Raw genomic sequence first — 21613 nt, forward strand, 5'->3', positions numbered from 1 at the left:
ATATTTTTCACGCCGATAGTATCGTGATTAATTTTCCACTGGTCTTTTTTGCGTAGCTTGAGCTTTGAACTAACAGGTATATTTTTAGATTTCTGAATATTTATAATTTTTAATAATATAAAGGAGGAATAATTATGTCGCCATTCATTGGGGAATTGCTGGGCACGATGTTACTTATCATTTTTGGTGGTGGGGTTGTAGCAGGTGTCGTGTTGAAGAAATCGAAAGCGGAAGGATCGGGATGGATCGTTATTACTATTGCCTGGGGTCTTGGTGTAGCAATGGCTATTTACGCAGTCGGTCAGATAAGTGGTGCGCACATTAACCCAGCTGTAACAGTTGGTCTGGCAATGACAGGAGAGTTTCCTTGGGCAGACGTACCGGGCTACATTGCAGCCCAGGTCATTGGAGCTTTTGTCGGTGGTACACTTGTATGGCTGCACTATTACCCTCACTTCAAAGAAACAGAAGACCAGGGCGCAAAACTTGCCGTGTTTTCAACAGACCCGGCCATTAACTACCGGCCGTCCAACTTCTTTGGGGAAGCGCTGGGAACATTTATGCTGGTTTTTGGAATCTTGGCCATTGGAGCCAATCAGTTCACGGAAGGCCTGAATCCTCTCATTATCGGAACGTTGATTATTGTTATCGGTTTATCTCTCGGGGGTACTACCGGCTATGCTATTAACCCGGCTCGTGATTTTGGACCGCGGCTTGTACACTTTTTCATGCCGATTGCCGGAAAAGGAAAATCCAATTGGGGCTATGCCTGGATACCAATAGTTGGACCGCTTCTTGGAGGTTCACTCGGAGCGCTGAGCTATAATTCCTGGTTTAATGGGGTAACGACTCCTATGTATTTTGTTGTACTTGCACTGTTTGTAGCCGTCCAGGCTACCACCATCGTGATGGAACGGAGATCAACTAAACAGGATAGGCCGGGACGCAATATTGTCCATGAAAAAGCAACACCGAAAATGTAACCAGCCAGGCTCTCTGCTTAATTAAAGCAGAGGGCTTTTTTTTTTTTGCTCATTTTCGTGAACAAAACGTTTTTAATTTCCTTTTCATTTCAAAATGTTTTTAAGGTTACTCTTGAAAGAGTTGTCTGATAAGTTTAGCAGACAAAATATTTTGATATTATATGCAAGCGCATACAAATAACAAAAAATACGTAAAGAGAGTGCTGGAGGAGGAACCTGTTATGACTAGTCTTATCGGATTTATAACTATTATTACTATTGTTACACTGCTTATTACTAAAAAAATATCCCCTATCGTCGCACTGATATTAATTCCTGTTATTAGTGCGCTGCTGCTGGGAACAGGAGCAGCTGAGCTGACAGGCTATTTTGAAGAGGGCATCGATGCTGTTATATCTGTTGTCATCATGTTTATATTCGCTATTTTGTTTTTTGGTATTATGCAGGATGCCGGTTTATTTGACCCGATAATTAAAAAACTTGTGTCTCTAACGCGGGGGAACGTTATTATTGTAGCAATGGTAACAATCGCAATTGCTATTATTGCCGGCCTTGACGGATCGGGAGCATCGACGTTTCTTATTACAATTCCGGCTCTTCTGCCATTATATAAACGTCTGCATATGAGCCCCTATTTGTTAATGCTCCTTGTTGTTTTAAGCATCGGGGTTATGAACCTGCTTCCATGGGCTGGACCGATTGGAAGAGCGGCTTCTGTACTGGATATGGATCCTGTTGAACTATGGAGACCTTTGATTCCTTTACAGCTTATTGAAATTGTATTGTTATTTATCATTGGAGCATTGTTTGGATGGAGAGAAAAGATACGTATCGAAAAACGGTTTGGTAAAGAGGCGTATCGTGAATCGGCCGCATCGGTAGATACTTCTTCCGATGAGATGACAGTGTATGATGAAGAACGCGAAAAGTTGAGAAGACCAAAGCTGCTGTGGATTAATATTTTATTAACCGTTGGAGTAGTGGGAATGCTGATGAGCGGATTTCTGCCTTCCGGGTTTGTCTTTATGATTGGTCTTGCTATTGCTCTGCCGCTGAATTATCCAAAAGTAGATGACCAAATGAATCGTATTAAAGCGCACGCACCTAATGCTTTAATGATGGCGGGAATTATTTTAGCAGCCGGTTCATTTTTAGGGATTTTGGAAGGCACCGGAATGCTTGATGAAATGGCAGGAGACATCGTTAACCTGCTGCCGGCTTTCTTTATTCCATATCTGCATATTGTTATTGGAATATTTGGAGTGCCGTTTGATTTAGTATTGAGTACAGATGCATACTATTTCGCTTTAGTTCCTATTGTAGAACAAATTGTGTCACAGGCCGGAGTGGCTTCCACTACGATTATATACACACTTGTGATCGGAAATATTATCGGAACTATGGTAAGTCCATTTGCGCCTGCTTTATGGCTTGGACTTGGTCTTGCTGGTATAGAGATGGGCAAGCACCTCCGCTATTCATTTTTCTGGGTGTGGGGCTTCAGCATCATTCTTCTCGGCGTAGCATGGATGATTGGAATAATAGGCGTATAGAATAAAGCACCTGCCGGGTATTAATCCGGCAGGTGCTCTTAATTTTTCCGGGTTTTAATCTGATACAGGCGCTGGGGTCTTCCCGGGTCCCCGTAGCTTGAAAACACCTCTGCATAGCTTGTGCTGGCCAAGTACTCCAGGTAGCGGCGGGCGGTGGGCCGGCTTACTCCTGCCAGCCCGGCTGCTTTGGCTGCGGAGACGCCCTCCGTTTCTACTTTAAGAGAATTTTTAATATGCTCGAGTGTAGTAGGATCGATGCCTTTAGGGAGAGCTTCATTTATTGGAGAGGCCGTTTTTTTCTTTTGGTGAATAAGACGGTCAATGTCATCCTGCTCCAGTTCGCCCTGCTGTTGAAGCAGGGCGTGATGGCTGGCATATTGACTCAGCGTTTCCTGAAAGCGAAGAAAATCGATCGGTTTTAAAATATAATCATAAATACCGGAGCGAATCGCTTCCTGTATCGTTTCTGTCTCGCGGGCTGCTGTGATCATAATAATATCAAGCTGTCCGTATGATTCCCGTATCTCTCTCAACAGAGACAAGCCGTCCGCATCAGGAATATACACATCGAGAAGAACTAAGTCAGGAAGCTTTGAACAGGACTTTAAGAAATGCATCGTTTCCTGAGCTGATTTGGTTTTATTGATGACTTGATAAGAGGAAGCGTTATGTACCGCATCTTCTATAATACCCGCAACTCTGAAGTCATCTTCTACAATCAATACATTTAACATGGCAAACCGGTTCCTCCTTTTATTTTGGAATGACTGCAACAAAGCAGGCTCCGCCGTGCTCTCCTTCTTCGACATAAATTGTGCCGCCTGCTTCCTGCACTTGAACATAGCAAAGATGGAGACCGATACCGCGGTTTTTTCCTTCTTTAGTCGTAACACCTTTTTGAAAAATAGTAGCAGAAACGTCTTTAGAAATACCCGGGCCGTTGTCTTCCACTTCGATAATAATGTTGTCTCCGGCATCATGAAAATGGATCCATATCTCCGGATCAGACTTTCCAGTCAATGCATCGAACGCGTTTTCTATTAGATTGCCCATAACGGTTAACAGTGTTTGACGCTGCTTTTCAGATAAAGGACAGGTTAAACTGCTGTTTTCATCAATATGCATAGCTGTTTTTAATTCAGATGCCTGATTATATTTCCCCATTAAAAGCCCGGCTAGTGCTGGATCGGAGACATTTTTTATAAAAAACTGAAGCCGGCTCTGCTGTATATTGGTTTCTTCCTGAATATAGTGAACGGCTTCTTCTTTTTTTCCGAGCTGCAGCATTCCTGAAATAGTAAATAATTTATTAAAAAACTCATGTGCCTGCGCCCGCAGCGTATCTGCATACTGCACCGTTCGGGATAGTTCCTCCGCCATAATATCAAGCTCGGACTTGTGGTGAAAAGAAGCAACAACTCCGACAGGTTCCTGTCCTCGTTTAATAGGGATCAGGCTTAGTATCAACGTTGTATTTTCAAACGGTATTTCCTGTTTGAATAAACTTTCTCCAGAACGATAAACAGTTTCTGCCATAGAGACGGGCACCAGGCCGACAAGGTAATTTTCTTTTTGTGCCTCTGGAAGGTATCGGAGGGAGTCAGCAATGGTCGAGGCGGCTTTATTTATTAAAGTTGGCTGCAGATAATGATCAAACGCAATGATGCCTTCGTATGTGGTCTGCAGTATCATTTCTTTCTGCAGGTAAAGCTGGGAAATTTCCGCAGGTTCCAGGCCAAACAGCTCTTTCTTAATATGATAAGCAATAAACACGGCTCCAAGAATACTGACCGTCAGCAGAAAACCGAGCAGAATCATAATTTCCAAACGAAATGCATTTATCGTATCATTTACTTCATTTACAAGAAAGCCGACAGATACGACACCAATAATGGCTCCTGCTTCGTCGTAAACCGGGGTTTTCCCGCGGATGGAGGGGCCGAGTGACCCTTCTTCCCGGCTTATATAGCTGTCCCCTTTAAGCAGAGCGCGCTCGTTGTCCGCGCCGATCATCTGCTCTCCTATGCGGGCCGGATCCGGATGGGAGTATCGTATTTCATCGGTGTTACCCACCACAATAAATTCAGCGTCTGTCTGCTCCCGCATCGGATCGACAATCGGCTGAATAACCGTTTCTGGATCTTCGCTGTTAAATGCCTCCTGTATTTCAGGAATATTGGCTACAGTAATCGCTAGATTTAAAGCGTTATCTCCAACTCTTTCTTCAAGAGAATCGGAAAGCACGACAAATACAAATACAGCTGCTGTACTGATGCTGATAATTAAAAGCACACTCATTAATAAAATCATTTTGTGCAGAAGCTTTAAAGGAGGCCGCTTGCTTTGGGAGGGCATATGTATCCATCCTATCCTGGGTTACTCTTTCTATTATATAGTTTCCACCAGGCAAAACTAAAGGAGTAAAATAAACAGAATCCGTAACAGAGAATCAGCTGTTGTCCTGTCGGTGCATGCCGCAAGAAAAAGAAACGTTCAGCAACCAGATGCGACCTGCTATACTATATTTAAAATGAATTGATGGAGGAAACCATGAAGATAGGAATAATTGGACTGGGCAGTATTGCGTTAAAAGCGTACCTGCCTAGCATTTCTCAAATGAAACAGATAGATATTCACTTATGTACGAGAAACAAACAGGTTCTTCGGGAAGCGATGGATCGTTTTCATATCAGCAATGGCCATACTTCTATAGAAAAACTGGTAGAACAGAAAATAGAAGCAGCTTTTGTACATTCCTCTACCGATTCTCATGAACATATCATCGATTTCCTGCTGGACCACGGCATTCATGTCTATGTGGACAAGCCGTTAACAAATAACGCTGAAGCAACCAACCGATTGATCGATAAAGCAAACAGCAAAGGGTTATTGCTGATGGTCGGTTTTAACAGGCGGTATGCAAAGGTTTATCAAAACCTTAAAGAAGTGAAAGATCCGACGATGATCCTTATGCAGAAAAATCGTGCGCACCAACTGGATACTATAAGGGAATTTGTACTGGATGACTTTATCCATGTAATTGATACAGTTCTTTTTTTATTCCCGCATGAAATTGAGCAGATTCATGTTTCCGGTAAAGTGAAAGATGGCTGCCTTCATCACGCCACGCTTCAGATAGAGGGCGGAGGCAGTACAGCGATTGCAGTAATGAACAGAGTAAATGGAGCGGCTGAAGAGCGCGCGGAAGCTGCCGGTCCTGCTGAGAAAAGAGTGGCGGAGAATGTACGGGAGCTTTTCGTTTTAAAAGGTAAAAAAATAGAAAAGCAGGAAGAGGATGATTGGGAACCGACATTAACAAAGAGGGGGTTTACCCCTATGATTGAAGACTTCCTGTCAGCTGTGCGGCAGAAAACACTCCCGGCAGAAAACACAAATAACCAGGTTCGGCGTGTGCATGAACTGGCTGAAGAAGTTATTATGAATTTAGAAAATAAGTCGTAAATGATAAGACAAGCAGCCGGGAAGGCGCTTGTCTTTTTTCTATTCTTCCAGCTGATACATAAAAGCGATGGCACCGGGCCCGGTATGCGTGCTGATAACCGGCGTGGTGTCGTCAATAGAAATCATGACTCCTGGGGCCTTTTTATTAATAGCCTGAGCCGTTTTTTCAGCAAGTTCTTTTCCGTCCGCATGAGCAAATCCGGCTTTCTTGACGGAACGTCCTTCTATATCGGAAGCAAACTGCTCAGTGAGAAATCGTATCACCTGGTTGGAATTTCTTACTTTTGTTACTGGAGCGTAGACCCCGTCTTCAAGAACGGCAATTGGTTTTATTTTAAGCAGTGTACCTATTAAACCGCGGCCTTTTCCAATCCGTCCGCCTTTAATTAAATTCTCTAAAGTGTGTACGACCACGAATAATCGGGTGTTTTTTCGAACTTGTTCCAACTTCCGGATGATCTCATCCATCGGCATGTCCCGGTCTGCCATCTCACAGGCTTCTTCTACTTGAAAAGATAACGCTTTCGAAATGAATTTGGAATCTACAATAGTAACTTCCGCCTCTGTCATTTCAGAAGCAGTGTGTGCGGCATTGATCGTACCGCTGAGGCCGCTGGAGGCGTGGATAGATAAGATTTGATACCCCTCTTTGTGAAGTTTGTCGTATACTTCGGCAAACGCTCCCGGAGAAGGCTGGGACGTTTTCGGCAGTTCAGAAGATGCTTTCATTTTTGTAATAAATTCTGTTGGAGTAATGTCTACTCTGTCGAGGAAAGTTTCTTCGCCAATAGAAATCGATAGGGGAACTACTGTTACTCCGTAGGCTTTAATATCTTCTTCTCTCATATCAACAGTTGAATCAGTGACAATTTTTATTTTTTTCATTAATGGACGCCTGCTTTCCTATCATTTGATTAAAATCATGAAAGATCCTATCTTATCAATGTATACAAAGTGAATTAAACGTATCAAACAGGCAGAGAGAAGTCAATGTCAGAACTTTCAAGAATCAATCATATATTGACATTGATAATCATTATCAATTATAGTGTGAGTAGATTATTTAAAGAGGAGAGGGAAACGATGGCTTCTATTCTGCTCGTTTTTGCCAGCTTATCCGGAAATACGGAAGAAATAGCTGATATCATTCAAGCGCAGCTTACGCCCGCTGCGGACGTTACAAGAAAACATATCGATATGGACGACATAAAAGCGGTGGAACTGGAAAATTACGATGGAGTAATATTTGGAACCTATACATGGGGAGATGGAGATCTGCCGTATGAACTGGAAGATTTTTATGACGACATGGATAATATAACCCTGCAGGCAATACCGGCAGCCTGCTTTGGCTCCTGCGATTCCTCCTATCCGGAATACGGGGCAGCTGTAGATACAATCAGCGGAAAGCTTCAGGAAAAAGGAGCACTCCTTGTAGAACCTAACTTAAAAATTGAACTTGATCCGGAGGGAGAAGATATTACCCGCTGTAAGCAGTTTGCGGAGCAGTTTTTGGAAAAATGGAAAATACATCTTCAAAGCGTTTAACAAAAGCAGGTTGTGGGAGGTTCATAGTCCATCAGCCTGCTTTTTTTATTCGTGATTTCAAAAATATTCCTGCCGTGCTAAACTGCTTATGATAAAAGCAAAATAAGATAAAACACGATTGCAGGGAGGATATCAAATGGATAAATCGAGCAAGAATTTTTTATTTACACTGCTTAACACACCCTCTCCTTCCGGGAGCGAAGAAGAAATTCAAAGAATATGGCTGGATTACACAAAGCCTTTTGCCGAGGAGCAGAAAGCAGATGGTGCGGGGAATGCTGTTTCTATTATCAATCCCGCAGGTGCATTGAAAATTATGATTGCCGGTCACTGTGATGAAATTGGGTTTATGGTGAAAGGCATTGAGTCAGATGGTTATATCCGGGTTGAAAAGCTTGGGGGCATCAGCCATAAACCAGCGCTTGGAATGAAAGTGGATATACTTGGGGAAAATGAAACCATTACCGGCGTGTTTGGTGTGAATGCTGAGCACCAGGGCGGCACCGGTGACAGCTTTTCTTTTTCCGACTTGTTCATCGACTGCGGAGCATCCAGCAGAGAAGAAGCGGAAAAGTTTATATCCATCGGAGATACAGCTGTCTACCATCGATCGCCTGAACTGCTTTTTGGAAGTAAAATAAGCGGCAGGGGCCTTGATAATCGAACGGGAGCGTTCATTGCAGCGGAAACCATTAAACGTTTAAAAGGAAAGACATTTCCGGCCAGTGTTACTGCAGTGAGTACTGTTAATGAAGAGACCAATATGGGCGGAGCATACTATGCGGGAGCCGCTGTTCAGCCTGATCTGGCCATCGTCATTGATGTAACATTTGCTTATGATTATCCGGGATCGAACCGGAATGGACAGCCGGAGGTGAAACTGGGCGGCGGTCCCGTTCTTGCCGTTGGCCCTCCTGTTAATAAAAAAGCTACCCGCCTTTTAAAAGAAACAGCAGAGAAGCTGGACATGAATGTTCAATATGAATTAACCCCGAGACATACCGGGACGGATGCAGATAAAATTCGTTACACGGGCAGCGGCATTGCTACAGTGAATGTCTCCCTTCCGCTTCGGTATATGCACTCACCCGTCGAAACAGCAAGTCTCGAGGACATAGAAAATGTAATCACCCTGCTGGTCACCTATATTGAAGGTTTGGAAGATAATACCCGTTTTCAGCCATTAATACTGGATTGATATGTATACACGGATGCGGTCAAAAATAGTATAATAAACAACATCATGTACAAAGAAAGGATTCTGCAGTTTGATTTCATTAAAGACAAAAAGGGAAATACAATTGATGGAAGACGCCGGCAGGCTGCTGGCAGACTGCCACAAAGAAATAGAACATCGGATAAAGCCGGGGGTGTCTACGAAAGAAATAGACAGGTTTGTAGAAACATATTTAAAAAAACATGGGGCAACACCGGAACAGAAAGGGTATATGGGCTACAAGTACGCTACCTGCGCGAGCATAAACGATGAAATCTGTCACGGCTTTCCGAGGCCTTCTGTGTTAAAAGAAGGTGATATTGTAACGATTGATATGGTCGTGAATCTAAAGGGAGGCCTGGCTGACTCCGCCTGGACGCATAAAGCTGGGAAAGTCTCTGATCAGACGGAGAAACTGCTGGAGGTAACCAAAAAATCTTTGGATTTAGGCATTCAGCAGGCGGTGGACGGAAACAGAATCGGTGATATCGGCCATGCTATCCAAAGCTATGCAGAAAATGAAGGATACTCCGTCGTTAAAGATTTTTCCGGTCACGGCATCGGGCGTACTATTCATGAAGATCCGCAGATTCCCCATTATGGAGAACCCGGAAAAGGACAGCGGTTAAAAAAAGGAATGGCCGTAACAATTGAACCGATGATTAACGAAGGCAGCTGGCACAGCAGGATGGACCGCAACGGCTGGACAGCCCGAACGAAAGATGGAAAGAAATCGGCTCAGTATGAACATACCATCATCATTACAGAGGATGAGCCTATAATATTGACCCGGCAATCATAAAAATATTGTAGGAGGAATAAAGGATGAAACAAGTAAATGAATATATTCAATCCGTTTTTCAGCCAAATGATGATGAATTAACAGAGGTGCTTAAGTCTATCCGGGAAAACAACATGCCGGAAATTTCCGTCAGTCCGAATGTAGGTAAAATATTGACGATGCTTGTTAAGATATCCCGTTCAAAAAATATCCTTGAAATAGGTGCATTGGGCGGATACAGCGGCATCTGTCTTGCCAGGGGATTTGGAAAAGAAGGACATTTAACAAGCCTGGAAGTAAACGAAAATTTCGCACAGGTATCCAAGCAGAATCATATCCGCGCCGGATTTGAAGGACAGACGACGATTATGGTCGGCGAGGCTCTCGATACATTAAAGCATCTAAAAGAAGGCGAGTATTCCTACGATTTTATTTTTATAGATGCCGACAAGAAAAATTACGTCAATTATCTCGACTATGCGGTAGAGCTTGCCAACCCACAGGCATTAATTGTAGCAGACAACGTTCTGGCAGGGGATACCGTATTTAATCCCGATTTGGAAGATAAGCGCTACACTGAATCGATCCGGCAGTTTAATGAAAAGGTGGCGGCCCATCCTCAGCTGGAGTCGACGCTTATCCCGAGCGGAGACGGGATTACTGTATCCAGAGTTGTTAAAAACGAAAACAGGGATTAAGGCTTCCGGTGTCTAACTGATCCGGCACCGGGAATGGTTGATTTAAGGCAGGTGAAAGAATGAGTTATTTAAAAGGAAGAAAAGCAATAATTGCAGCGGTTCTGTCCCTGCTGCTACCAGGGGTGGGACAAATGTATCTGAGGAAGTTTTTCAGTGGGGTTTTGTTTTTAATTGTTTATATTGCATTGTTTACGACCGTCTATGCGCCTTCCATATTTGTTGCAGGCGTAGCGGCTGTCCATGCCTATGCATCAGCTCCTGATGAAAATAATGCAGAAAAAAACAGCAGTGTTCAGTGAACACTGCTGTTTCCTATGCATTGGACTGTTGTTTCACACGAAGTTTTCTGGCTCCATAAAAAGAGCCAAGCAAACCGGCAATGCAGATCAAAGCAATTAGAAGTGAGCCTTCTGCAACAGCAATACCAAGGCTGGCAATGCTGAAAGTAGCGAGAAAGGCAAAGAAAAGAAATACCCATTTTACTGCCGTCATTGTAGTAAACACCACTTTTCACTATTACTTTATTCTACTTAATAGTCTACAATGGAATTAGAGAATTTAAAAGCATGACAGATATTTTCCCTTAATTAAGCAAAAAGTACTCCCAATCAAAAGGGAATGTGCTACAATTGATAGGTTAAGGAATGATAGTATCGGATAGGAGCGGTAAACGAATGGAATTACGTAATGATTTGAGAAATATTGCTATTATAGCTCACGTTGACCATGGTAAAACAACATTGGTGGACGAGCTGTTAAAACAGTCTGGAACGTATCGGGAGAATGAGCATGTCGATGAGCGTGCAATGGACAATAACGACATTGAAAAAGAACGCGGTATTACTATTCTTGCTAAAAACACGGCAGTAAAGTATAAAGACACCCGCATTAATATAATGGATACTCCAGGCCACGCCGATTTCGGCGGAGAAGTCGAACGTATCCTGAAAATGGTGGATGGTGTTCTTCTGGTAGTGGATGCGTATGAAGGATGTATGCCGCAGACCCGCTTTGTTCTTAAGAAGGCACTTGAACAGAAACTTACGCCACTTGTAGTGGTTAACAAGATTGACCGTCCAATGGCACGTCCTAATGAAGTAGTGGACGAGGTACTTGACCTTTTCATCGAGCTTGGCGCTGATGAAGAGCAGATCGAGTTTCCCGTAGTATTTGCTTCTGCTATTAACGGAACAGCAAGCATGGATTCAGATAACCAGGATGGAAAAATGGATATCCTGTTTGATGTTATTCTTGATACTGTACCTGCCCCAATTGATAACAGCAGCGAGCCTGCTCAGTTTCAGGTTACAATGCTTGATTACAATGACTATCTTGGACGTATCGGGATCGGAAGAGTATTCCGTGGAACGATCAAAAATGGAGATCAGGTTTCCTTAATTAAACTGGATGGCACGGTAAGAAACTTTAGAATTACGAAGCTTTTTGGCTTCATGGGATTAAAGCGTATGGAGATCGACGTTGCAACAGCCGGTGACCTGATTGCTATTGCCGGTGTAGAGGATATTATGGTTGGGGAGACAATCTGCCCGGCAGACCATAAAGATCCACTGCCTGCACTTCGTATCGATGAGCCTACTCTTCAAATGACGTTTCTTGTAAACAACAGTCCTTTCGCCGGACGCGAAGGCGACTATGTTACGAGCAGAAAAATTGAAGAGCGCTTGATGACACAACTGGAAACAGATGTCAGTCTCCGCGTAGAGCACACTGATTCTCCGGATGTATGGACCGTTTCCGGGCGCGGTGAGCTTCACTTAAGTATTCTTATTGAAAACCTCCGCCGTGAAGGATTTGAAATTCAGGTATCCAAGCCTCAGGTCATTATCAAAGAAGTAGATGGTGTCGTATCTGAGCCGGTTGAACGGGTACAGGTTGACGTGCCTGAAGATTATACAGGAGCAGTTATGGAATCTCTCGGAGAACGAAAGGGAGAAATGCGCGACATGGTTAACCGTGGAGACGGTCAGGTTCGTATGGAATTTTTCGTTCCTTCCAGAGGTCTTATTGGTTATTCAACAGAATTCATGGCCCAGACAAAAGGTTACGGCATTATTAACCATGTGTTTGACGGCTATCGTCCACTGCACAGCGGACAGGTCGGCGGACGCCGCCAGGGAGTGCTTGTTTCCATGGAAACTGGTAAATGTACTCCGTACGGCATGATGCAGGTGGAAGACCGCGGTACGCTTTTCCTTGAACCCGGAACGGAAATTTACGAAGGTATGATCGTTGGCGAACATACCCGTGATAACGATTTAACTGTTAACATCACAAAGATGAAACAGCAGACAAACGTTCGTTCCGCTAACAAAGACAACACCGTTACGATGAAGCGTCCAAGAATTATGACGCTTGAAGAAGCGTTGGAATACCTTAACGAAGATGAGTATTGTGAAGTAACACCAAAGTCTATTCGTCTCCGGAAGAAAATTCTTGATAAGAGTGCCAGAGAGCGCGATGAAAAGCGAAGCAAGGTATCCAAATAAGTAACACCTCAGCATAAATGGCATCTCATGAGGAGGGAAGCGTAATGAACGGCACCACCAACTCCGAAGATATTGCCGTCACGCAGGACCAGCTGTCATGGACAGCCGGTATGCTCGGCATACATGAATATCCGATTACGGGCTTTTGGCTTTTGTATGCAGCTGTAGTGATTATGTGCATTCTCGTATTTAACATGGGATTTGCACGTAAACTGCCTCTTCTCAAAAACGTTATCGTGTATAGTGCCCTTCTCATAGGTGCCCTTCCTTTAACAATATTTGCTATTGGAATGGCTGTAGTTGAATCGTTGTTTGCAGCGGCTGTTGTGCTGGCTGTTTACCGGCTGCGGCTTAAACGCCATAAGCAGGAGCAGAATCAGCAGACGTCTGCATAATAAAAGAAGCTTTCCCTTTTGGGAGAGCTTCTTTTATTTTTATAAAGGTCTGGCTATAAAAAAACACTTCCCGAAGGAAGCGTTTTTGATAAACCATTTTTTTACCATCCATCATCCTGAGTAGGGTCCCGGTATAAATGAAAGTTACCGGTCTGCGCTCTTTCTTCTGTACGTTTGGCAATTCGTGCCTGGCAGGTTTCGCACATATACGTATGAATCGGGCGGTTCCGCAATTTTTTTGCAAGCGGATTTCCATCGTCAAGATCATGAATGTCATCGCAGAGTACACATTTGACTTTCATATCTGAATCCTCCAGTAGGATGAGCAATTTTATCGAGATTGTTTCTATAATAGTATAACATGAAAGAAGGAAGACTATCACTGATGAACTTCCAAAGAACGACTAGTGAACAGGAAATTAAAGGAGTTTCCGCTCAAAATGTCGTATATGTAAACTAATAGGCATAAGCACCGCCTGTTATGGGAATTAAAAATACATAAGGGGGTTATGGAATGGCAAACCGAATGGAAAAAAACTTAAATGATGAGCTGTTGGCCCTTCTCAAAAAAGAACGGTACATTTCATTAACTACAGTAGACCACGAATCAAATGCGCCGGATGTGAGAGTACTTTCCTGGATATATGCACCGGATAGAGAAACCCTGCGGTTCACTATCGACAACCGTTCCAAGATGATGGATAACATGCATCATAATCCTGGGATTGTTATTACCGTTATAGGAAATGGATCGACGTATGCGATCGCCGGGGAGGTTAAAATACTCAAAGAAGAAATAGAAGATGTGCCTATTAAACTGGCGTTGGCTGAACTCGATATTAATGAGGTAAAGGACATTATGTTTTACGGCGCCAAAATGACATTGGAGCCCCGCTATGAGAAAACCTACGATGCGGAAGCTGCAGCTAAATTGGATAATCAAGTGATGAAGGCCATGAAAACAGTCTAGACGTAAGGGGGCCTCCTCCACAAAAAAAGACATCATTCTATTCATATAGGATAGAACAGATTTTCACTTACATCTGGGGGGAATAACGTTGAAAAAAATATACGTGCTCGATACAAATGTGCTTCTTCAGGACCCTCGTGCTATCTATCAGTTTAAAGAAAATGACGTAGTAATTCCGGCCGTAGTGCTGGAGGAAATTGATTCAAAAAAAAGGTATATGGATGAGATTGGAAGAAATGCCCGCGAAACGGCCAGAATTCTCGATAGTCTAAGAGCCACAGGGAAACTTCATGAAGGAGTCCTGCTCGATTCAGGAGGCTCCGTACGGGTTGAACTGAATCATAAATCCTATCAATACTTGAAAGATATGTTCATAGAAGTAACAAACGATAATCGCATTCTGGCCGTAGCGCATAACCTTCATACGCAGCAAATTGAAGAAAATACAGGAAAAACCGTTATTATCGTAAGTAAGGATGGATTGGTTCGCGTAAAGGCCGATGCTTTAGGTCTTCATGCCGAGGACTTTCTAAGTGACCGTGTAACTGAATTTGATGATATGTATAGAGGAAAGCGGCATATAGCCGTTACAAAAGATCTGATAGATACTTTCTATGCGGAAAATTCACTCCCGCTGGAACAACTGGAAGAAACGGGGATGTATCCGCATGAGTTTGTTGTTCTCCGGGACATTGCAGGCGGATCGTCTTCTGCTTTATGCAAAGTAGATGCTTCTGCCTCTCAGCTGGTTCCTTTTACGAATGAACATGAACATGCCTGGGGAATAAAGCCGCGGAACGTGGAACAAAAGATGGCTCTGGAACTGCTTTTGCGGGACGATATCCCGCTGGTTACCCTGACAGGTAAAGCAGGCACAGGAAAAACGCTCCTGACGCTTGCCTGCGGTTTAATGCTTACGGAAGACTACGGCAGCTATAATAAGCTTCTCGTAGCCAGGCCGGTTGTACCAATGGGGAAAGATATAGGTTATCTGCCCGGCGAAAAAGACGAAAAGCTCAGACCTTGGATGCAGCCTATTTTTGATAACCTGGAATATTTATTCAACGCAAAAAAGCCCGGCGAACTCGATCAGATTCTAGCCGGCATGGGATCGATTGAAGTGGAGGCGTTAACGTATATTAGAGGCCGAAGCATACCCGATCAATTTATTATAATTGACGAAGCACAGAATTTAACAAAACATGAAGTGAAAACGATCCTGACAAGAGTAGGGGAAGGCAGTAAAATTGTACTGATGGGTGATCCAAAACAAATTGATCATCCTTATCTGGATGAATTAAACAACGGGCTAGCCTACGTTGTCGAAGTGTTTAAGAATCAATCAATCAGCGGCCACGTGAAGCTGGAAAAAGGCGAGAGATCAGGACTCGCCCAGCTTGCAGCCGATCTGTTATAATTATACGATCCGGAATCCTGTCACAAAAGTGATGGGATTTTCTTTGTTTTCCCCGCTGCCGTAATAAATATGAACAGGACCGTCTTCTTTAAGGGTGGCACCGTCTTTGGAAAATCCTGCAATGAAGTCTTTTGCCGTATCCAGATCTACAATAAGTTCTGACCCCTGTGAGCGTTCTACGACTACTTTGGAGGCGTCTTCTCCGGGCTCGGCATTCTCGATAAAGGAATAAAAAGGAATCCCAAAACTGCCTTTGATCAACGTTTCTTTTTTGTTACGGACTTCATTTGTCTTGGTACGCTTGGGAATACGTGCCCCTTCTGTCATTTCCCTGTCCCAGTGCTCTGAGGCCGCCCGCGTGTATTCTTCCAAAGATGTATCTGCCTTTTTTTCCTGTTCAAACCAGGTAGTCAGGTCCACCTTTCTATCATCGAAAATCCAGACGGTGGGATCAATAGTGATCGTGTATTTGGTGTTACCGTATATGAAAAGAATAAATTCCATCGTGTAATTCCTCCTTGTATATGCAGTAGTACTATAATATCATAGGAAGGGAAGACTTGGAAAACAAGCAGGATGTTTAGATATGGTGAACTTTTCAATACTTTCTTGCATTTTTCCTATTAAATAGATAAGATAGATTTAATTAGCTTATATTAGGAGGGGTCACCTTGAGCGTAAAGGCAGAAACCGAACATAAAGAAAAAGCATATGCCCTTCTTGTTGCCGATGCAGAAAAAATCAGAAAGCTGATTGAAGTGCAGATGGAAAACTTAACAATGCCTCAATGTCCTCTTTATGAAGAGGTATTGGACACGCAGATGTTTGGTCTTTCCCGTGAGATTGACTTTGCTATCCGCTTGAATCTTATTGAAGATGCAACGGGTAAACATATTCTTTCTGAACTTGAAAGAAAACTTTCCGCGTTCCACGAAGCAACAGTAAACAGTTAAGAACAAGCTGCAGTCCGCAGCTTGTTTTTTTATTTATAAAGTACAAAATTTTTTTGACAAAAAATAAGGACATGGTATGATAAAATATATTTGGAATTGTCAGTAAATATATACAGAAAAAGAATGAAAACCGGGAGGTACGAGATGAGCCAGCTGAATAATATTAAAAAAGTATTAGTTGCGAACCGTGGAGAGATTGCGATTCGGATTTTCAGAGCTTGCACAGAACTACATATCCGCACCGTAGCAATTTATTCCAAGGAAGACACAGGGGCTTTTCATCGATACAAAGCAGATGAAGCATACCTCGTGGGAGCAGGAAAAAAGCCGATTGATGCATATCTTGATATTGAAGATATTATTGCTACGGCGAAAGAAAATAATATTGATGCTATTCACCCCGGCTATGGATTTCTTTCAGAAAATATTGAATTTGCCAGACGGTGTGAAGAAGAGGGCATTATTTTCATAGGTCCGGAAACAAAACATTTAAATATGTTCGGGGACAAAGTAAAAGCCCGGACCACAGCACTCGAGGCAGGTCTGCCTGTTATTCCGGGAAGCGACGGTCCGGTGGAGAGCGTCGAGGAAGTGCGTTCCTTTGCCGAGGCGAATGGATATCCCTTTATTATTAAAGCGTCTCTTGGCGGCGGCGGCCGCGGCATGAGGATTGTCCGGGACGCGGAATCTTTATCCGAGTCGTACGACAGGGCAAAATCAGAAGCTAAATCAGCTTTTGGAAACGATGAAGTATATGTAGAGAAGTTTGTAGAAAGTCCGAAACACATCGAAGTACAGATTCTAGGGGACACCCACGGCAACGTCGTGCATCTGTATGAAAGAGACTGTTCCGTGCAAAGAAGGCACCAGAAGGTAGTGGAAATTGCGCCGAGCGTGTCGCTTGGAGACGAACTCCGCGAGAAGATCTGTGACGCGGCCGTAAAGCTAAGCAAAAAAATTGAGTATGTGAATGCAGGTACGGTTGAATTTCTGGTCGATCCCCACGGAGAATTTTTCTTCATTGAAGTGAATCCGAGAATTCAAGTGGAACACACAATCACGGAAATGATTACCGGCTTTGACATCGTGCAGGCCCAGCTTTATATAGCAGACGGAAAATCCCTGCATGGAAAAGAACTGAATATGCCGGAACAACAAGATATTAAAACATTCGGCTTTGCGATTCAGTCCCGTGTTACCACAGAAGATCCCGCCAACGACTTTATGCCTGATACCGGGAAAATAATGGCCTACCGCTCCAGCGGGGGATTTGGTGTACGACTTGATGCCGGTAACGGCTTTCAAGGGGCCGTAATATCGCCACATTACGATTCTCTGCTCGTGAAAGTTTCCACCTGGTCGTTAACATTTGAAGGAGCGGCGGCAAAAATGCTGCGGAACCTCCGCGAATTCCGGATCCGGGGTATTATTACGAACATTCCTTTTCTGGAAAACCTCGTGCAGCACAGCGGCTTTTTAAGCGGCGATTATAATACTTCCTTTATAGATGAAACGCAGGAGCTGTTCGTCTTTCCAAAACGAAAAGACCGCGGAACAAAAATGCTCACCTTTATTGGAGAGACGATTGTAAACGGCTACCCGGGACTGGAAAAACTGAAAAAGCCTGTATTGGACAAGCCGCCTGTACCGATCATTGAAAAAACGGCAGAACCGTTAAAAGGAACCAAGCAGATTTTAGACGAACGCGGTCCGGAAGGGCTGGCTGACTGGGTCTTGAGCCAAAAGCAGGTACTGTTAACAGATACTACTTTCCGCGATGCCCACCAGTCGCTGCTTGCGACAAGAGTCCGGACGCAGGATTTGAAAAAGATTGCCGCCCCGACTTCTCATATGCTGCCGCAGCTGTTTTCGTCGGAGATGTGGGGAGGCGCGACGTTTGACGTATCGATGCGTTTTCTACACGAAGATCCGTGGGAGCGTCTGATTCTCTTACGTGAGAAAATGCCGAATATTCTGCTGCAGATGCTGCTGCGGGCCTCTAATGCCGTAGGATACAAAAACTATCCGGATAATGTCATTAAAGAATTTGTAGAAAAAAGCGCGGATGCAGGCATTGATGTGTTCCGCATATTTGATTCTTTAAACTGGCTGGAGGGCATGCAGCTGGCGATTGATGAAGTGAGAAACCAGCAGAAAGTGGCAGAGGCTTCTATCTGCTACACAGGCGACATATTAGATGCCGCCCGTACGAAATATGACCTGCAGTATTATAAAGACATGGCGGTGTCCCTCGAGAAGGCAGGCGCCCATATTCTGGGTATTAAAGACATGGCCGGCCTGCTTAAACCGGAAGCAGCCTATCAGCTGGTGACCGAGCTGAAGCAAACCATCTCCATACCGATCCACCTGCATACCCATGACACAAGCGGCAATGGCATCTTTACGTACGCGAAAGCGATAGAAGCAGGAGTCGATATTGTGGATGTTGCCATCAGCTCGATGGCCGGACTAACGTCCCAGCCAAGCATGAACAGCCTGTATTATGCGATTAAAGGCAATGAACGCCAGCCGGATATTGATATAAAAGCGATAGAAGAGCTGAATGAATACTGGGATTATACAAGAAAATACTACCAGGGCTTTGAAAGCGGCATGAACGCCCCTCACACGGAGGTATATGAGCATGAAATGCCAGGCGGCCAGTACAGCAACCTGCAGCAGCAGGCGAAAGCAGTCGGTCTCGGTTCACGCTGGAATGACGTGAAGAAAATGTACCGCCGGGTGAACGACATGTTTGGAGATGTAGTAAAAGTTACTCCTTCTTCAAAAGTAGTCGGCGATATGGCTCTTTATATGGTCCAAAATGATCTGACAGAAGAAGATGTGCTGCAAAAAGGCGGCAGTCTGGATTTTCCTGATTCTGTTGTAGAGCTGTTCCAAGGCTATCTCGGCCAGCCATATCAAGGATTTCCAAAAGACCTGCAGGACGTGATTCTTAAAGGACGGGAAGCCATCACCAACCGTCCCGGGGAAAACATGGATGACGTGGATTTCAAAAGCCTTCAGGAAGAGCTGTATAAAGAAGTAGATCGTCAGATCACAAGTCATGATCTATTGTCTTACGCGCTCTATCCGAAAGTGTATATGGATTTTGAACGTTTCCGTCATCAGTTCGGGGATGTAACGGTGCTGGATACTGCTACCTTCTTCTATGGCCTGCGGCTCGGTGAAGAGATTGAAGTGGAAATTGAGCAGGGAAAAACGTTAATTGTTAAGCTGATATCCATTTCCAAACCACAGGATAATGGCACGAGAATTGTTTATTTTGAACTGAACGGCCAGCCGCGGGAAGTAAATATTAAAGATCAGAACGTGGCAGCATCTGTTGTCGAACGGCCCAAAGTAGATAAAAAGAATGCCAATCAAATAGGGGCTTCTATGCCGGGAACCGTGATTAAGACACTTGTTGTAGATGGAGAAAAAGTTAAAAAGGGCGATCATTTGATGATCACGGAAGCCATGAAAATGGAAACAACCGTACAGGCTCCGTTCGATGGAAAAGTGAAGTCCATTCACGTAGCCGATGGCGATGCAATAGCTACCGGTGACCTGTTAATTGAATTTTCATCCTAACTATAAGAAAACCAGCTGAAGAGGTTATACCTTCAGCTGGTTTTTTGTTTTTAAAAGCTTATAAAAGAGGGTATAAGAGAAGGGATAAGCAGAGAGGATGATATACACGATGGCAGAAACAGCAGTATTGTGGTTTAGAAGGGATTTACGGCTCACGGACAGCCATGCCATGCATGCGCTCGAGCAGTGGCTGCAGGAAGATGACGCCAGAAAATGGCTCGCCTTTTTTCATATAGAAAAAAAACGGATAGAAGACCCGTGTCCGCATCATGATTATTTTTTTCAAAACCTGGAGGCTTTTTCGGAAGAATGCAGCGAAAAGGATATCCGCCTGTACATAAAAGTTGGAGAAATCGGGCATGTTTTTGAAAGCTTAGGGGAAGCAAAAGAAATCAGTGCGGTATTTTTTAACGAAGATGAAGTGCCGCAGGCGGTCAAAAGAGATGAACAAGCACGCAAGGGGCTTTCTAATGCTGTATTTTATCCTTTTAAAGATGCCCATTTTCACGCTTCAGATGAAGTATTAAAAAAAGATGAAAGCTACTATGAGGTCTTTACGCCTTACTATCGAAATTGGTTTAAAAAGCAAAAAGACAGGCCGTTCCAGGCAGATATGGAGTTTTTAGCATCACGACAAATAAACAAAGCCTTTGCCGATAAACAAGACCAGGAGAGTTTAAAGAATTATAATAAAAAGGCAGAAACAAAATGGGAGAAGGTGCAGGAGCAGGATGCCCTTGATCGTTTAGATGCATTTGCAGATGATCCAGTGGAATATTATGAAAAAGAACGGGACATTCTTGCAGCAGACGGTACGAGCAGACTGTCGGCTTATTTAAAAACCGGCAGAATATCGGTACGTACGATTTATCAAGCACTGCTTCCCAAGCTCGAAGAAGAGGACAAAGGGGCCGGTACTTTCTTAAGTGAACTGGCCTGGAGGGATTTCTATAATATGATTCACGTTTCCCATCCGGATTTAAAAAATAAAGAATTAAAGGAAGCATACCAGTCGCTGAGCTGGGAAAATAATAAAAAAAATCTGGATAAATGGAAGAATGCCGAGACAGGGTACCCTGTAGTGGATGCATGTATGATTCAATTAAATAAAACAGGCTGGATGCATAACCGCGGCAGGATGATAACGGCCTCTTTTCTCGTGAAAGATTTTCTGGAAGACTGGAGAGAAGGGGAGCAGTATTTTGAAAGACGTCTCATAGACTATGATCCGTCATCCAATGCCGGAGGATGGCAGTGGGCTGCGTCCACCGGTTCTGATGCGGTGCCGTATTTCAGAGTATTTTCTCCGATACGACAAAGCCAGCGGTTTGACGAAAGAGGAGAATTTATAAAAAAATACCTGCCCGTTTTAAAAGATGTACCCGAACGGTTTATTCATGAGCCTTGGAAGATGAGTGAAGAAGAGCAGGAAAAAGCATCCTGCATCATAGGGAAAGATTATCCTGAGCCGGCAGTTGACCATTCTATTCAGCGGAAACGGGCTATTGCCATGTTCAAAGGAGAGGACGAATAAAG

The 21613-nt window shown here is 43.8% G+C and carries 21 protein-coding genes; 15 read left to right on the forward strand and 6 right to left on the reverse strand.

The genetic code is table 11. The annotated features are described in order from the left end of the window. Positions 1-134 precede the first annotated feature (134 nt). Together AC5W2J_RS10030 and AC5W2J_RS10035 are read left to right on the forward strand one after the other, a co-directional pair. Positions 135-983: an MIP/aquaporin family protein gene (locus tag AC5W2J_RS10030; RefSeq protein WP_496059328.1), complete on the forward strand. Its 849-nt coding sequence runs from the start codon at positions 135-137 to the stop codon at positions 981-983. A 221-nt stretch (positions 984-1204) separates the two neighbouring features. Continuing rightward, on the forward strand, positions 1205-2536 hold the full coding sequence (locus AC5W2J_RS10035; RefSeq protein ID WP_496059329.1) for a CitMHS family transporter: 1332 nt from the start codon (positions 1205-1207) through the stop codon (positions 2534-2536). Between the two features lie 38 nt (positions 2537-2574). Here AC5W2J_RS10035 and AC5W2J_RS10040 read toward each other — a convergent pair whose 3' ends face one another. Further along, complete coding sequence (locus AC5W2J_RS10040) at positions 2575-3270, reverse strand: response regulator (RefSeq protein WP_496059330.1); 696 nt, start codon at positions 3268-3270, stop codon at positions 2575-2577. Positions 3271-3289: 19 nt separating this feature from the next. After that, a complete protein-coding gene (locus tag AC5W2J_RS10045) occupies positions 3290-4846 on the reverse strand; it encodes an ATP-binding protein (RefSeq protein WP_496059331.1) in 1557 nt (518 codons plus the stop codon). 240 nt (positions 4847-5086) lie between these two features. Here AC5W2J_RS10045 and AC5W2J_RS10050 point away from each other — a divergent pair, with 240 nt between their 5' ends. After that, complete coding sequence (locus AC5W2J_RS10050; protein WP_496059332.1) at positions 5087-5998, forward strand: Gfo/Idh/MocA family protein; 912 nt, start codon at positions 5087-5089, stop codon at positions 5996-5998. 39 nt (positions 5999-6037) lie between these two features. Here the strand turns inward: AC5W2J_RS10050 and AC5W2J_RS10055 are convergent, their stop codons facing one another. After that, entirely contained in the window at positions 6038-6883 is an 846-nt protein-coding gene (locus AC5W2J_RS10055) for a DegV family protein (protein ID WP_496059333.1), read from the reverse strand. Positions 6884-7081: 198 nt separating this feature from the next. Between AC5W2J_RS10055 and AC5W2J_RS10060 the strand changes: the two genes are divergently transcribed. The 5 genes from AC5W2J_RS10060 (at position 7082) to AC5W2J_RS10080 (ending at position 10540) form a co-directional block, all read left to right on the forward strand. After that, the gene (locus AC5W2J_RS10060; RefSeq protein ID WP_496059334.1) at positions 7082-7546 is read left to right on the forward strand and encodes a flavodoxin; all 465 of its coding nucleotides are present in this window, start codon (positions 7082-7084) and stop codon (positions 7544-7546) included. Between the two features lie 136 nt (positions 7547-7682). After that, the gene (locus AC5W2J_RS10065; RefSeq protein WP_496059335.1) at positions 7683-8744 is read left to right on the forward strand and encodes a M20/M25/M40 family metallo-hydrolase; all 1062 of its coding nucleotides are present in this window, start codon (positions 7683-7685) and stop codon (positions 8742-8744) included. A gap of 70 nt (positions 8745-8814) precedes the next feature. After that, complete coding sequence (gene map, locus AC5W2J_RS10070; RefSeq protein WP_496059336.1) at positions 8815-9564, forward strand: type I methionyl aminopeptidase; 750 nt, start codon at positions 8815-8817, stop codon at positions 9562-9564. 23 nt (positions 9565-9587) lie between these two features. Continuing rightward, the gene (locus AC5W2J_RS10075; protein WP_496059337.1) at positions 9588-10241 is read left to right on the forward strand and encodes an O-methyltransferase; all 654 of its coding nucleotides are present in this window, start codon (positions 9588-9590) and stop codon (positions 10239-10241) included. A 59-nt stretch (positions 10242-10300) separates the two neighbouring features. Beyond that, positions 10301-10540, forward strand: coding sequence for a hypothetical protein (locus AC5W2J_RS10080; protein ID WP_496059338.1), 240 nt, complete (start codon positions 10301-10303; stop codon positions 10538-10540). 13 nt (positions 10541-10553) lie between these two features. On the opposite strand, the gene AC5W2J_RS10085 is transcribed toward AC5W2J_RS10080, so the two are convergent. Further along, complete coding sequence (locus tag AC5W2J_RS10085; protein ID WP_496059339.1) at positions 10554-10733, reverse strand: DUF5325 family protein; 180 nt, start codon at positions 10731-10733, stop codon at positions 10554-10556. A 182-nt stretch (positions 10734-10915) separates the two neighbouring features. On the opposite strand from AC5W2J_RS10085, the gene typA reads away from it, so the two are divergent. Beyond that, positions 10916-12748, forward strand: a complete 1833-nt coding sequence (gene typA / locus AC5W2J_RS10090) for a translational GTPase TypA (RefSeq protein ID WP_496059340.1) — start codon at positions 10916-10918, stop codon at positions 12746-12748. 44 nt (positions 12749-12792) lie between these two features. Beyond that, positions 12793-13143, forward strand: coding sequence for a YlaH-like family protein (locus AC5W2J_RS10095; RefSeq protein ID WP_496059341.1), 351 nt, complete (start codon positions 12793-12795; stop codon positions 13141-13143). 101 nt (positions 13144-13244) lie between these two features. On the opposite strand, the gene AC5W2J_RS10100 is transcribed toward AC5W2J_RS10095, so the two are convergent. Beyond that, entirely contained in the window at positions 13245-13445 is a 201-nt protein-coding gene (locus tag AC5W2J_RS10100) for a YlaI family protein (protein WP_252315650.1), read from the reverse strand. A 212-nt stretch (positions 13446-13657) separates the two neighbouring features. On the opposite strand from AC5W2J_RS10100, the gene AC5W2J_RS10105 reads away from it, so the two are divergent. Then, complete coding sequence (locus AC5W2J_RS10105) at positions 13658-14113, forward strand: pyridoxamine 5'-phosphate oxidase family protein (protein WP_496059342.1); 456 nt, start codon at positions 13658-13660, stop codon at positions 14111-14113. Between the two features lie 88 nt (positions 14114-14201). Next, a complete protein-coding gene (locus AC5W2J_RS10110; RefSeq protein WP_496059343.1) occupies positions 14202-15530 on the forward strand; it encodes a PhoH family protein in 1329 nt (442 codons plus the stop codon). On the opposite strand, the gene AC5W2J_RS10115 is transcribed toward AC5W2J_RS10110, so the two are convergent. Continuing rightward, positions 15531-16034 (reverse strand): peptidyl-prolyl cis-trans isomerase, encoded by a 504-nt coding sequence (locus AC5W2J_RS10115; protein WP_496059344.1) that lies wholly within the window; start codon positions 16032-16034, stop codon positions 15531-15533. 167 nt (positions 16035-16201) lie between these two features. On the opposite strand from AC5W2J_RS10115, the gene AC5W2J_RS10120 reads away from it, so the two are divergent. The 3 genes from AC5W2J_RS10120 to AC5W2J_RS10130 all read left to right on the forward strand — a co-directional run bounded on the left by AC5W2J_RS10120 (position 16202) and on the right by AC5W2J_RS10130 (position 21611). Then, positions 16202-16483 carry an Fpa/YlaN family protein gene (locus tag AC5W2J_RS10120; protein ID WP_120192368.1) on the forward strand — a complete coding sequence of 94 codons (282 nt, stop codon included), beginning with the start codon at positions 16202-16204 and terminating at the stop codon, positions 16481-16483. Between the two features lie 144 nt (positions 16484-16627). Continuing rightward, positions 16628-20077, forward strand: a complete 3450-nt coding sequence (pyc, locus tag AC5W2J_RS10125; protein ID WP_496059345.1) for a pyruvate carboxylase — start codon at positions 16628-16630, stop codon at positions 20075-20077. Positions 20078-20186: 109 nt separating this feature from the next. Then, complete coding sequence (locus AC5W2J_RS10130) at positions 20187-21611, forward strand: cryptochrome/photolyase family protein (RefSeq protein ID WP_496059346.1); 1425 nt, start codon at positions 20187-20189, stop codon at positions 21609-21611. Positions 21612-21613: the final 2 nt, after the last annotated feature.

Source organism: Sinobaca sp. SA16-1 (assembly GCF_059510515.1).